Source organism: Mitsuokella sp. oral taxon 131 str. W9106, assembly GCF_000469545.1.
In the GTDB taxonomy this organism is placed as follows: domain Bacteria; phylum Bacillota; class Negativicutes; order Selenomonadales; family Selenomonadaceae; genus AWVT01.
In genome coordinates, this window is the sequence record NZ_KI273058.1 from 223334 (window position 1) to 236652 (window position 13319).

Consider the following 13319-nt stretch of genomic DNA (forward strand, 5'->3'; position numbering starts at 1 on the left):
CAGAGCAGAGTGCTAGATGGAAAGGCGGCGTCAGCATGAACAAAACAGACAAGCTGGCACAGATCATCCAGGGAAGTTCCCGCATGGTATTCTTCGGCGGGGCAGGCATGTCCACCGAATCGGGCATACCGGATTTTCGCAGCGCGGATGGCATCTACAGCCAATCGCTGAGCCGTGCGTTCCGCCCCGAAGAAATGGTGTCGCATACGTTTTTGCTCCAGCATCCGCAGGCGTTTTTTGATTTTCTCTTCGGGAAGATGATTTTCTTGGATGCACGGCCAAACGATGGGCATAGGGCACTGGCGTCGCTCGAGGCGCGCGGCAAACTGTGCGCCGTCATCACGCAGAACATCGACGGGCTTCACCAGATGGCGGGAAGCAAGGCGGTATACGAGCTGCACGGCTCGCTCATGCGCTGGTCCTGCACGGAATGCGGCAGGTGTTATTTCTTGGCGTACGCATTGCAGGAAAGAAAGACGCATCCGATCCCGCGCTGCAGGGAATGCGGCGGCATGGTGCGCCCCGATGTCGTCCTCTATGAGGAGCCGCTCGATGGACGTGTGATCGAACATTCCGTCAAAGCCATTCGGCAGGCGGATACGCTCATCGTGGGCGGGACTTCGCTCGCGGTATACCCTGCAGCAGGGCTTTTGGATTATTTCCATGGGGATCATCTGGTCGTGATCAACCGTACGGCCACGAAAGCCGACCAATCGGCAAGCCTGTTGATACGCGAGCCGATTGGCGAAGTCCTGCGTGCGGCAGGAATTATTCGCGCAATATGAATGGAAAGCCTATTGTTTCACATTGACAAATCGCGTAGGGCATGCTAAAGTTATTTTTGTGATTGATAATCGGTATCAAAACCTGAAGTGAGTTCCATCTAGAAAATGGTTCTGCTTCGTTGCCGGGGGCATGGAAATACGGAAATAATGGAAGGTGCAATATGACGCTGAAAGAATACTTGGACGGCTTGCCCGACGAGAAGCGCGTGGCGCTCGTTGGGCGCGAGACACAGGACGTGCGTCATGCCGCATTTGGGAGCAAGCGCGTCGTCCATGCGGGCATTATCGGCATGCCGGTCGCGCAGGACGCGTACCAAAAGAGCTGGCGGCGCGTGATGCATGAGGAGGCAGACGCCTCGCGCCCGTACGCGGTCTACATCCATGTGCCGTTTTGCCAGACGAAATGCCTTTACTGCGGCTTTTACCAAAATGCGAGCCGTCAGGAGGTCGAGGACGCGTACATCGACGATCTCGTCGAGGAGATCGAGCGCGATGCGGCGATGCCGCAACTGAGGACGGCAAAGATCGCGAGTGCCTTTGTCGGCGGCGGCACGCCGTCCTCGCTTTCCGCAGGGAACGCGGCGCGCCTGCTCGCAGCCGTACAAAGGAATCTGACGCTTTGCGAGGACTGCGAGCTGACGTTTGAGGGGCGCATCCACGATCTCGTTCCCGAAAAGATCGAGGCGTGGAAGGCGGGCGGCGTGAACCGCGTCTCGCTCGGCGTGCAGTCGTTCGACACGACGCTCCGTCACCGCGTCGGACGCATGGACTCGCGCGAAGAAGTGCTCGCGCGTCTCGCGCTGCTCAAAGGCTATGACATGACGGTCATCGTCGATCTGATCTACGGGCTTCCGGGGCAGACGGGAGAGCTTTGGCTGCGGGATATGGAGACGTTGCTCGAAGCGCCGATTGACGGCATGGATCTCTACCAGCTCAACGTGTTTCCCGATGGCGATCTCGCGCGCGCGGTGAGAGCGGGGCGCGTGCCGCCCTGCGCAGACCTTGCGGGACAGGCGGATCTCTACCATGCGGCGCGGGCGTTCCTGCTCGCGCATGGCGTGGAGCGATTGAGCCTTTGCCATTGGCGGCGCGATAGGCGCGAGAGCAGTCTCTACAACACGCTCGCGAAGACGGGCGCGGTCGTTTATCCGTTCGGCTGCGGCGCGGGCGGCAATGTCGGCGGCATCTCGTTCATGCACCAGCGCAGGATTGAGGCGTATCATGCGGCGATCCTGCGCGGCGAGAAGCCCATCATGATGATGGCGCATCAGGCGAAGCGCGAGCTCATGCGGGTTTCCGATGAGATCATCGCGGGACTTGAAAAGGGCTTCGTCGACCTGCGGCGCCTCGTGATGATGGACGGACGTCTCGGCGAGCTGGAGGAGCTGCTGGGCATTTGGCAGGAACGCGGTCTCATGCAGGAGGATCTCGGCATCTATCGCCTGACGGCAGACGGCGAGTTCTGGTACATCAGCATGACGCAGTCGCTCGTGGAGTGCGCGGAGGCGCTGCTCACCGCGCCGGCGGAAATGGCGGATGAAAATGAGAAGGCGGCGTCGTCCGCGCTCGACCGCGTCATCGCGGAGATGGCGCCGGAGGCGAGCGCCGATGAGCGGCAGGCAATGGCGGCGCGCATTCCCGCGTCCGTCCGTATGATGATTCGAAGCAGTTCCTACGAATCGCTCAAGAAGATGCTCGCAGGGCTGCCGCCCGCGATGCGCGAGCGCATGATGAGCCGCGGCCACGCGAACGCATGAGATCGCGCTGGAACGTGTCATGGGCATTGCGGTGGAAAAGGGGAAAGTCCCCTTTTCTTTTTGAACATTGAACGAGAATGAAAATCAAAATCTAATTAAATGGGGCTTATAGATGGAAGCATTGAAAGAAATGCCGCAGGCAGCGGTGCACCCGCGCGCCGTAAAACGAAGGATTGCGCTGGGGGTCGGCATCGTTGCGCTCCTCGCGGCGCTCGTCGCGAGCGCATCGGTCGGGGCCGTGGCGATCGCGCCGGGGGATATCGTGCCGACGCTCATGGGGAACGGCTCGGTGGAGGACTACCGCATCCTCTGCCACATCCGTCTGCCACGCCTTTTGACGGGAGCGCTTACAGGCATCAACCTCGCGCTTGCGGGCTGCATCCTGCAGGGCATCCTGAAAAATCCGCTTGCGGATCCCGGCATCATCGGCGTCTCGTCGGGCGCGGGGCTTGCCGCGATGTCGATTATGATCCTCTTGCCCGCACAGACGGCGTTCGTCCCGCTCGCCGCTTTTTGCGGCGCGATGGTCGCCGTGGCGCTCGTCTTTGCGCTCTCGTGGGAGCACGGCGTGCGCCCGATGCGCATGGTGCTCGCGGGCGTTGCGATCGCAGCGTTTTTCGGCGGCGCGATGACGGCGCTCATGGTGTTCTACTCCGACCGCGTGCAGGGGACGGTGAACTGGATGGCGGGCGGCTTTGCCGGGCGGAGCTGGACGCATGTCGAGATGGTGCTTCCGTACACGCTCATCGGCATCGCGGGGACGCTGCTCGGCAGCCGCTGGCTCAATGCGCTGCAGCTCGGCGAGGAGACGGCGCGCAGCCTCGGCGTGAACGTCGCGCGGGCGCGGCTCGTGCTGCTCGTGCTCGCGGCCCTGCTCGCGGCGTCCGCCGTCAGCGCGGCGGGCATGCTCGGCTTTGTCGGTCTCGTCGTGCCGCATATCGTGCGCCTCTTGACGGGGTCGGATTTCGATTACCTCTTGCCTGCGGCGGCAATTTGGGGCGCGACGCTTGTCACAGGCGCTGACGCGGCAGCGCGGACGGCATTCGCGCCCGTCGAGATCCCCGTCGGCGTGTTCATGTCGTTCCTCGGCGCACCGTTCTTCCTCTACCTGCTCAAGAAGGGCATGAAGCACAGCGCGTAGGATGGAGGGGGACGAGAGATGGATATACGGAACAGGGAAGAAAAGACGATGCAGGACAAGAAACAGAAGGAGGAAGAAATCATCCTTCGCGCGGCGAATCTGACGCTCGGCTACGGGGCGGCGGATATCGTGAAGGATGTCAGTCTCTCGATACGCCGTGCGGAAATCGCCGCGATCATCGGGCCGAACGGCTCAGGGAAGTCGACGCTCTTAAAGGCGCTCGCGCGGCTCTTGCCGATCCGCAGCGGGAAAATCACGCTCGGGAATGCGGATATGTGGGAACAGCCTACGCGGCAGGTCGCGCAGCGCGTCGCCTTCCTGCCGCAGAGCGCGGATTTCCCGCCGGACATCACGGTCATGGAGCTCGTGCGCATGGGGCGTCTGCCGCACCGCGGCTTTTGGGATGGGTTTTCCAGGAAGGACGCGGCGGCGAGCGAGGCAGCGCTCAGGCGGACGGGGCTCATTCCTTTCGCACGGCGTCCGCTGCGCGCGCTCTCCGGCGGGGAGCGGCAGCGGGTGCGCCTCGCGATGGCGCTTGCCCAGGAACCGGAGATCCTGCTGCTCGACGAGCCGACGACGTATCTTGACATACGCCATCAGCTCGCGCTCATGGAGCTGGTCGAGCATCTTCACGATACGCTCGGCCTCACGGTCGTCATGGTGCTGCACGACCTCAATCAAGCCGTGCGATACAGCCATCACCTCATTGCGCTCACGGATGGACGCGTGATGGCGGACGGCGCGCCGGAGGAAATATTCACGCGCGATCTCGTACGCGATCTCTACGGCGTCGAGAGCCTCGTGCGCGATGTGGAGCTTGCGGGACGGCGCACGCGTCTTTGCCTGCCGGAGCGCGTCGCGCAGGAAAAGGAAGGGGAGGCGGTATGATCGTGTGTGCAGGGGAAGGACCTCCCGCCATCGAGGTGCAGGGCGTCGACTGCTCGCGCAAGGGAAAGCAGATCCTGAAGGACGTGACGCTGACGGTGCCAAAAGGCACGGTGTTCGGCCTTTTGGGTCCGAACGGCGCGGGCAAGACGACGCTCATCCGCCTGATCGCGGGGCTTGCGTGGCCGGACGCCGGACGGATCCGCGTCGCAGGCGAGGACGCCTCGCGGCGAAGCGTGGCATTTCGGCGGCGCATCGGACTTGTGCCGCAGGAGAACACGCTTGAGAGCGAGCTCACCGTCGGCGGGAGTTTGCTCGCCTATGCACGTCTCTACGGAGTAGCGCATCCGAAGGTGCGTGTGCGCGAGGCGGCGCGCAAGTATCATCTGACGGGCTTCCTCGCGCGCCGCCCGGAAGAGATATCCGGCGGCATGCGCCGCCGCGCCGTCATCGCGCGCGCCGCAATGACGGATCCGGACGTGCTTCTGCTCGATGAGCCGAGTGTCGGGCTTGACCCCGATCTTCGGCAGGAGATATGGGCGCTCGTGCGGACGCTTCAGCGCGCGGGCAAGACGATCCTCCTCACGACGCACTACATGGAGGAGGCGGAGACGCTCTGCGGCCGCATCGCTTTTTTGCGCGAGGGGCGGCTGCTGCTCGTCGACACAGCGGACGGCATCCGCCGCCGCGCGGGCGCCGACAGCCTTGAGCAGGCGTTCCTGCGCCTCTCGCGCGAGGAGGAAGAAGCATGAGTTTTCTTCCCGTATTTCAGCGCGAGATGGCGATGCTTGTGCACCGCATCGGAGGGCTTGGCTACCTCTTTTCAGGGCTGCTCTTCCCGATGATCTACCTGCTCGCATTCGGATGGGGACTAGGCAGCAGGGTCGAGGTCGCGGGCGGCTACGTCGCCTATCTCGCGAAGGGCATGCTCGCGATCGCCGTCATGATGAACGGGTTTCAGCAGACGGCCATATCCGTCAGCGCGGCGCGGTTCTACTTCCGCACGTTCTCCGTGCTGCGTATGAGCCCGGTGAGCGACTTCGGCATCGTCTTCGGCATTGCGCTCGCGGGCGCCGTGCGCGCGCTCTTCGCGGGCGCGGCGATATTCCTTGCGGCGTGGCTCTTCTTCGACGTGCAGCTCCTCTCCCTGCCTGGGCTTTTGGGAATCGTGCTCACGGCATTTTGCTTTGCGGCGTTTGGCGTCGCGGTCGGGCTTTCGATACGCGGACAGGAACAGTTTTCGGTGATCATCAATTTCTTTATCACGCCGATGACGTTCTTCTGCGGATCGTTTTTCCCCATCGCCAATCTGCCGTCTGCCGTTGGGAAGGTCGTCTCGCTCCTGCCGCTCGCGCAGACGAATGCGCTTTTGCAGGCGGACGGCTGGGATGGCGGCGCCGTTGCCGCACTCATCCTGCTGGCCGTTCTGACGGCTCTCGCATTCGCGTGGGGCGTCGTTCGGATGAAGCGGTACCAGGAATTTTAGTTATTTGGACAGGAGGCCATCATGCGAAAAATCATTTTGGCAATCGCGGCGCTCTGTGTGGTCGGTGCGATCGCCTTTGTCCTTTGGCCGAAGCAGAAGGAGGCGGCGCAGACCGTCGACATGACGGTGACGGACAGCACGGGGCGCGAGGTCACGCTCCCCGCACATCCGAAGCGCGTCGTCTTCCTCAACGCGTCGAACCTCGATCTCTTCGTTGCGGCGGGCGGCGCGGATGCCGTCGTCGGCAAGCCGACCTCGCAGGCGCTTTCGGAAGCGGTGCAGGAGGCGACATCCTCCGCTGAGGAGGTCGGCATCATCCATCAGCCCGACATCGAGAAGATTCTCTCGCTGCAGCCGGATCTTGTCATCGGCACGAACGTGCCGTTCCATACGGATTTGGAGGATACGCTCGGCGAAGCGGGCATCCCGATCTACATCCGCGCGCTCGACGACGTGCCGTCGCTCTTCGAGACGCTCGCGCTTTACGGCAAGCTTACGGGCGACGAGGCGCGGGCGCAGGCGGTGGCAGACGACCTGCAAAAGAAGATGGACGCCGTGCAGGCACAGGCAGAGGGCAGGACGCCGCCGAAGAATCTGCTCGTCTTCGGTGCGCCGGACAGCTTCAACATGGGGACGGGCAAATGCTTTACGGGCGGGCTCATCCATATGCTGGGCGGCGGCAACATCGCGGACAAGGCGGAGGAAGGAAGCGAGGGCAGCTACGGCGGCTACATCCCGCTCTCCATGGAATTCGTCGCGCGGGAGAATCCCTCGGTCATCTTCATCATCGTCCACGGCCCCGTGGAGACACTTGAACCGAAGATGCGCCGCGACTTGCAGGAAAATCCCGCATGGGCGGATGTCGATGCCGTGAAGAACGGGCGTGTCTACGTCCTGCCGTACGACCTTTTCGCCGTGAATCCCGGCATCCGCGCGGCGGATGCGCTGCAGGTACTCGCCAATGCGATGTATCCGGAGGATGCGCCGAACTAGGCATAGGACGCAAGGAAAGAGGGAATGAAGACGCATGAAGATTTTAGTCGTATACTCCAGCAAGACGGGCAATACGAAGCGCGTGGCAGAAGCGATTGCCGAAGAACTCAGGACGACGGCGACCGACGTCCGCGGACAGCCGGATCCGGCGGGCTACGACCTCGTTATCGCGGGGTACTGGGTCGACCGTGGCGCGCCTGACGCGAAGATGAAGCAGTGGCTCGGTTCGCTCACGGGCGGACGCGTCGCCGTATTCGCGACGCTCGGCGCACGCGCGGACAGCGACCATGCAGCGAAGTGCCTCGAGGCGGGAAAAGCACTTGCCGGCGAGCGCGGCGCCATGGTCGTCGGCGGATTTATCTGCCAAGGGAAGGTCGACCCCGCACTCGTCGAGATGATGAAGGGGATGTTCCCCGCAGGCCATCCGCATGCGATGACGCCGGAGCGTCTCGCGGGCATTGCGGAGGCGGATAGCCACCCGGACGAGGCGGATCTCTCGGCTGCGCGGGACTATTTCCGCACGCTCGTCTCGTCGCTTAGCTAATACGTCATGGGATTAGGGAAGGGAAGAAACAAGATGATAGCCAAGCTTACGAAGAAGAAAACCGCACTTTTGACGGCCGCTGTGCTCGGTGCACTCACGCTGCCCGCTTACGCAGCAGAAGCAAACGCAAATGCGGACGCGGATACCGTAAAGGTCAAGGCGAATGACGTCGTCGTCACCGCCTCGCGCACGGAGCAGATGGTCAAGGAAACGCCGTCCTCCGTCGAGGTCATCACGCGCGCAGACATTGACAGGATGGGCGCGGAAAACCTCGTGCAGGCGCTTCGCCTCGCCGCCGGCATCGACATCCACGAGAACGGAATGGTTGGCAACCAGTCCGCCATCCGCGGCATGGACACGAATCAGACGCTCATTCTCATCGACGGGCGGCGTATCCGCACGGAGAACACGAGCGAAACGGCGAACTACTACGAGCTTCAGCGCGTCAATATGGACGACGTCGACCGCATCGAAATCGTGCGCGGCGCGGCGAGCTCGCTCTATGGTGCGGATGCCTTGGGCGGCGTCATCAACATCATCAAGAAGGTGCCAAAGGAGGACAAGGTTGGCGTTCTCGCCGATTGGACGAGCCGCCAAAAGGACGGAGGCATTCGTTTGGAGACGGCGAAGAAGGGGAACTGGGCATTCTCATCGAGCTTCAAGACGACGGATATCCGTGAGCGCGGATCCGATGCGATGAGCAATATGTACGGCAACAAGTATTTCTTTGATCTCGACGGACGCATGGATCTCGCGAAGAACAAGTGGCTCGACGTCTTCTTCGACTACATGAAGGAAGATCTCGACATGAAGGATTCGCTCGTGCAGGCGACGAACTACGATCATGACCGACTCTCGACGGGCGTGAAGTTTTCCGGACGCGATCACCTCGGCAACTACGATATGCAGCTCTATTATACCTACTTTAATAAGGATCAGGAGACACGCTACCGCCATGGCGGAAATCTTTCGAGCTTCGATAAGATGCGGCTTGATTCCTACGTCTTCGACGGAAAGCGCAGCTTGGCACTCGGCGATGATCACCTGCTGACGGTCGGCGGCGAGTATCGTCAGGAAGACTATGAGAGCACGCGCATCAAGGGCTCGGGCACGATGACGCGCGACGGCATCACAGACCATCTCGGCGACAGCTCCATGAAATATGCGGCACTCTACTTGCAGGACGAGTGGACGGTCACGCCGAAATGGCTGCTCATTCCCTCCATCCGCTGGGACTACAACGATACGTTTGGCAGCGAGGTGACAGGCAAGCTCGGCACGACGTACAAGCTCAGCAAGAACACGCGCTTCAAGGCGAATATCGGAACCGCGTACCGCGCACCGACGGCGAGCGAGCTCTTCTTCTCATGGCAGCACACGCCGAACGCCATCATGGAAGTCCACATCAACGGCAATCCTGATCTAAAGCCGGAAAAGTCCGTGAACTTCGACCTCGGTTTCGAGGCGGAAAAGGGGAAGACATCCGGCAAGGTGACGTACTTCCACAACAAGGTTGACGATCTGATCCATATCCATACCGTCATGACGCCCGTCCCCATGCCGCATTTCCATATGCTGGCAAACGGCACGTATGAGAATGTGGACAGCGCGACGATGCAAGGGGTCGAGGCCGAAGTCAAGCATGCGCTCGGAGCGGGATTCTCCTTGCGCGGCACGTATACCTATCTCGATGCGAAGGACGACACGACGGGCGCGCGCCTCACGGGGCGTGCACGCCATACGGCGAGCCTGCAGCTCGGCTACGAGGATCCGAAACACGGTCTGAGCGCGCTGCTTTGGAACGACTGGACGAGCGGCTATCGCTATGAAGAATCGGTCGGGCGCAGGAGCGTTCCGCGCGACGCTTCGATCAGCCTGCTGAACTTCGTCGTCAACAAGAAGTTCGGCGACCGATTCAGCGCATACCTCGGCATCGACAATATCCTCGACAAGACGAGCGATGCGCTCGCCTACGATGGGCGTATCTGGCGCGGCGGCGTGCGCATGACATTTTGAGCCAATCGGCAGGACAAAGAAAGGCGGCAGGACGTGATGGTCCTGCCGCCTTTTCTGCGTGAAGGGCGAAAGCACGGATAAAAACCACTGCCCTAGTGCAGCTTTTTCCCGCCCTTCGGCGGAACATCTGCGCCGATCGGAAGGAATTCATTTTATCAGCGGCGCTTTAATTCAAGTAGAACTTAACGGAAATCGTGACGGAAACGGTGCGCCCTGTCGGATTCGGGTACGAGCCGACAGCGCGCGCTGCCGAGACGGATGCTTTGTCGATGACGCCGTAGCCCGAAGAGCCTGCCACGGACACGCCTGTGATGCTCCCGCTCGGCTCGATCGTGCAGGTGAGCGTGGTCGTGCCCTCAAGACCGCGCGTGATCGCTTGGTAGGGATATTCCTTGTTCGCGTCGACAGCGGCACTGAATCCGGCGGTGTCAAACGGGCTGCTTCCCGTGCCTGCCGTTTCCCCTGTACCCGTGCCTGCGCCATTTTCGCTGCCTGCGCCGACACCTTCGCCGCCGCCCGCCGCATCGCCTGCACCTGTGCCTTCGCCTGCGCCGAAGCCATGCGCATCGCCCGCCGCTTCACCTGTGCCATTGCCTGCATCCGATGCGCTTTGCCCCGCGGCAGGCGTACCCGCCTCGGCTGTATTCGCGGCAGGCGCGCTCGCTGCAAAGGAGAGCGGGGCCTCGGGTGATATGGCCTGCATCGTGGCTGCGGTCTTTGCGAGTGCCTGCTCCTGCTGGACGCTTTCGATGCGCTTTTCGACGTCTGCTTCTTTCAGCGGCTCAGGAAAATCCGCACCCGCGCCGCCGCCTTCGTGGCCGCTTCCTTCCCGAAACTCGGAGCTCGCGAGGTCGACGACGTACGTCTGCGCCTCCTTTTCCGCGACGATTTGCGAGAGCCCAGCTGCAAGCAAGGCGAACATGACGAGATGGAACAAAATGGACGTGCCGTACGCCTTGATCCACGAAAGGTGCTGTTCCATGTCACGTCCTCTGCTCGGTGGCAATCGAGAGACGCTTCACGCCTGCGCCTTTGAGCATGTCCATGACCGCGACGACCTGTCCGTGCGCCGTGCGCTTGTCCGCCTGCAGGACGACGGCGGCATTTGCGTTTTCGTGCATGTGCTCGCGCATGATCGCGCCTGCCTCGTCGAGGTTGACGGGCTTGTTGTCGACCGTGATGTGTCCCGCCTCGTCGATCGTCATGATGATCGGGAGCTGGGCGGAAAGGGAGGCGCTCTGCGCCTCTGGCAGCTGGACGGCGAGCGCTTTCTGCGCGACCGTCTGCAGGCTGTTCATCATGAAGAAGACGAGCAGGAAAAAGATGATGTCGATCATGGGAATGATCATGAAAGTCGGTTTCTTCCTAGGGCGATATTTAGTGAAATTCATGCGGTTTCCCAGCTTTCTCTCTTTGCATTGATTACGGTTTGGCAAAGGCCTTCCGTATCCGTCACCATCGTGTCGAGCTGATGGCTGAAATACGTGTAGAAACAGAATGCGAGAATCGCGACGCAGAGACCGGTCGCCGTTGCGACGAGTGCTTCGCCGACGCCGCCCGTGATCGCCGACGCACCGCCGCCTCCGTCGAGGACGCTGAACGTCTGGATCATGCCCGTGACCGTTCCGAGCAGCCCCAAAAGCGGCGCGATCGTCACGATCGCGCTGAGGTAGTCGAGATAGCGGTTGAACGCGATCGATTCCATCGCCATGCGGTCCTCGAAAGCGCTCTTCATCGCGTGCTCGCTCTTTGCATGGGAAAGCCCGTTTTCGATGATGCGGCTCGGCGCTGTCTTTGAGGCGGCACAGATTCGCTCGGCTTCCGCCCAGTCCCCGCTTCCTGCCGCATCCCGCAAATGGAGGAAGAGCGAGCGAAAGCCCTTTCGGTTTGTGTGATAGAAGAAGAAGCGTTCCACTGCGATCGCAAACGTGATGATGGAAAGGATGAGCAGCGGGTACATGACGAAGCCGCCACTTTCAAACAGATGCGTCAAATGTTCCATTCGGACAACACTCCTTAATATATTGCATATTTCAGCAAGAATCATTCTCATAGTAACAAAATATGATATTGATTGTCAATATCTTTATTTTAGGCGAGGGAGGGGCAATGCGTGCTTGACAAAAGAAGGCATTTCTTCAATAATTGAAAGGAATAGTTAACAGCACGGAACAGGTTATCCGTACGGATGAAAAGGAGTGCTTATGGCTCGTGTCTTCATGTTTCTTCGCCTCTTTCGGCGCGATCTCATCGTCATGCTGCTCGCGCTGAAAAATCCCGCTACGCCGCGGCGCGTGAAGTACCTGATGGCACTGGCGGCGCTCTATCTCGTGAGTCCCATTGACCTCGTGCCCGACACGATCCCGTTTTTCGGGCTTGTCGACGACGCGGTCATCGTGCCGGCGGCAGTTTACGGACTCATGCACCTCCTGCCGCACGGCGTCCGTGCCGAGAGCGAATACCAAGCGGATTACGTCCTGCGCCACGCAAGGGCCGTGCTCATCCTCGCGAGCGCGTTTATCGTCTGCTGGATGGCGCTGCTCCTATGGGGGATCTGCCGATTGCTTGCGGGGTGAGCGATGCAGTGCCGCGTACTTGTTTAGGCCGGGAAGTCTGGCAGCATTGGGGGGATTTTTGATGGATCATATGGCTGGGCGTGTGCGCTTTGTCGTGACGGGCATGTTGCTCATCTTGCTTTTCCTGCCGTTTTCCTGTGCTGCAGCAGCGGAAAAGGCGGATTCGAGCGTGCGCTACGAGAATGAGGAACTCGGCATTTCGCTTGCGCTGCCGACGGGGTTCCGTTTGGTCAAGTTGGAACCGGCCGGCGCGATTTACGAGCGTGAACGGGATGGCGTGCGCATTCTCGTACATGTGGAGGACTGGCGCAGCCGGGGGACGCTGCCGCCGCATTTCTATCGAATGGTTCCAAGCGTGTATGCCGATAAAATCAAGAAGGAAAAGCAGAAGCGCTACAAGGTCCTTCGGGCAGAGCCGATGGAGATCCAGGGCATGCCGGTGCTCCGCGTGAAATGGTTTGATCCGGGACCGAAGGTCTATCGCGAGGATTACCGCTGGGCAATGCCCGGCCGTATGTTTTTGCTCCGCGTGGATTCCAAGACGAAAGAAGGGCTGACGGAAAGGGAGCGGAAGGCACTTATGGATTCCCTTTCGATGCAGCCTATTTTCACGCGTCATGCGGTTGCGTCCGAGCACGTATCCTATGCGCTGCCGAGCAGTTGCTACGTCTTCCCCGAGGCGAAGCATGACGAGGAACACGCGTTTTTAGCGATGGACGAAAATATGCTCGCAGGCGTGGCGATCCCCGCACGTCGCAAGGCAGGCTACGCGCTGCCGGCCGATCTGTCCGATTTGACCGAAGAAGGAAAGGCGGAGACAGAAGCGTTTTTGCGCAAGGACCTGCAGGACGCCGCCCCGCAGGCACGGAATGTGCAGGTCGATTTCGGCATGACGAAGAACCAAGTCCCGTACGTGCGCGTCTCGTTTGATATCGGCAGCGAAGGCGACGGCGGGACGGACAGCGAGAGCGTCAGCTATTTCATCCAGCACAACAAGGCGGTGCTTTCGTTTGATTACGTGTACCCGAAGGCGAAGGCGGAGCTCGTCCGCGCACTCGTGCAGAAGTCCGTGGACAGCATCGTGCTGGAGTGACTCGTACACGAAGGCTGTATTGGGCTATTGAGGCATTGAGGAG

At 61.0% G+C, this 13319-nt stretch carries 14 protein-coding genes; 11 read left to right on the top strand and 3 right to left on the bottom strand.

The window, feature by feature from the left end:
- The first annotated feature begins 35 nt into the window (after positions 1-35).
- The 9 genes from HMPREF1985_RS05405 to HMPREF1985_RS05445 all read left to right on the top strand — a co-directional run bounded on the left by HMPREF1985_RS05405 (position 36) and on the right by HMPREF1985_RS05445 (position 9607).
- Positions 36-785 carry an NAD-dependent protein deacylase gene (locus tag HMPREF1985_RS05405; RefSeq protein ID WP_040637158.1) on the top strand — a complete coding sequence of 250 codons (750 nt, stop codon included), beginning with the start codon at positions 36-38 and terminating at the stop codon, positions 783-785.
- A gap of 161 nt (positions 786-946) precedes the next feature.
- Positions 947-2542 (top strand): heme anaerobic degradation radical SAM methyltransferase ChuW/HutW, encoded by a 1596-nt coding sequence (gene hutW / locus HMPREF1985_RS05410; protein ID WP_021771502.1) that lies wholly within the window; start codon positions 947-949, stop codon positions 2540-2542.
- Between the two features lie 112 nt (positions 2543-2654).
- Positions 2655-3683 carry a FecCD family ABC transporter permease gene (locus tag HMPREF1985_RS05415; RefSeq protein WP_021771503.1) on the top strand — a complete coding sequence of 343 codons (1029 nt, stop codon included), beginning with the start codon at positions 2655-2657 and terminating at the stop codon, positions 3681-3683.
- Positions 3684-3731: 48 nt separating this feature from the next.
- Positions 3732-4571: an ABC transporter ATP-binding protein gene (locus HMPREF1985_RS05420; protein ID WP_040637268.1), complete on the top strand. Its 840-nt coding sequence runs from the start codon at positions 3732-3734 to the stop codon at positions 4569-4571.
- Between the two features lie 2 nt (positions 4572-4573).
- Positions 4574-5320 (top strand): ABC transporter ATP-binding protein, encoded by a 747-nt coding sequence (locus tag HMPREF1985_RS05425; RefSeq protein ID WP_231385165.1) that lies wholly within the window; start codon positions 4574-4576, stop codon positions 5318-5320.
- Positions 5317-6054, top strand: a complete 738-nt coding sequence (locus HMPREF1985_RS05430; protein ID WP_021771506.1) for an ABC transporter permease — start codon at positions 5317-5319, stop codon at positions 6052-6054. Before HMPREF1985_RS05425 ends, HMPREF1985_RS05430 begins: the two co-directional genes overlap by 4 nt.
- Positions 6055-6075: 21 nt before the next feature.
- Positions 6076-7047 carry an ABC transporter substrate-binding protein gene (locus tag HMPREF1985_RS05435; protein WP_021771507.1) on the top strand — a complete coding sequence of 324 codons (972 nt, stop codon included), beginning with the start codon at positions 6076-6078 and terminating at the stop codon, positions 7045-7047.
- Between the two features lie 34 nt (positions 7048-7081).
- Entirely contained in the window at positions 7082-7591 is a 510-nt protein-coding gene (locus HMPREF1985_RS05440) for a flavodoxin family protein (protein ID WP_021771508.1), read from the top strand.
- A gap of 33 nt (positions 7592-7624) precedes the next feature.
- On the top strand, positions 7625-9607 hold the full coding sequence (locus HMPREF1985_RS05445; RefSeq protein ID WP_040637161.1) for a TonB-dependent receptor plug domain-containing protein: 1983 nt from the start codon (positions 7625-7627) through the stop codon (positions 9605-9607).
- 166 nt (positions 9608-9773) lie between these two features.
- Here HMPREF1985_RS05445 and HMPREF1985_RS05450 read toward each other — a convergent pair whose 3' ends face one another.
- The 3 genes from HMPREF1985_RS05450 to HMPREF1985_RS05460 are packed head-to-tail and all read right to left on the bottom strand — an operon-like array spanning position 9774 to position 11609.
- Positions 9774-10589, bottom strand: a complete 816-nt coding sequence (locus tag HMPREF1985_RS05450; RefSeq protein ID WP_021771510.1) for an energy transducer TonB — start codon at positions 10587-10589, stop codon at positions 9774-9776.
- Position 10590: 1 nt separating this feature from the next.
- Positions 10591-10998, bottom strand: coding sequence for an ExbD/TolR family protein (locus tag HMPREF1985_RS05455; RefSeq protein ID WP_021771511.1), 408 nt, complete (start codon positions 10996-10998; stop codon positions 10591-10593).
- Positions 10995-11609, bottom strand: a complete 615-nt coding sequence (locus HMPREF1985_RS05460; protein WP_040637163.1) for a MotA/TolQ/ExbB proton channel family protein — start codon at positions 11607-11609, stop codon at positions 10995-10997. Before HMPREF1985_RS05460 ends, HMPREF1985_RS05455 begins: the two co-directional genes overlap by 4 nt.
- A gap of 202 nt (positions 11610-11811) precedes the next feature.
- Between HMPREF1985_RS05460 and HMPREF1985_RS05465 the strand changes: the two genes are divergently transcribed.
- Both HMPREF1985_RS05465 and HMPREF1985_RS05470 read left to right on the top strand, forming a co-directional pair.
- Positions 11812-12183 (top strand): YkvA family protein, encoded by a 372-nt coding sequence (locus HMPREF1985_RS05465; RefSeq protein ID WP_021771514.1) that lies wholly within the window; start codon positions 11812-11814, stop codon positions 12181-12183.
- A gap of 61 nt (positions 12184-12244) precedes the next feature.
- Positions 12245-13276 (top strand): hypothetical protein, encoded by a 1032-nt coding sequence (locus HMPREF1985_RS05470; RefSeq protein ID WP_021771515.1) that lies wholly within the window; start codon positions 12245-12247, stop codon positions 13274-13276.
- The last annotated feature ends 43 nt before the right edge of the window (positions 13277-13319 follow it).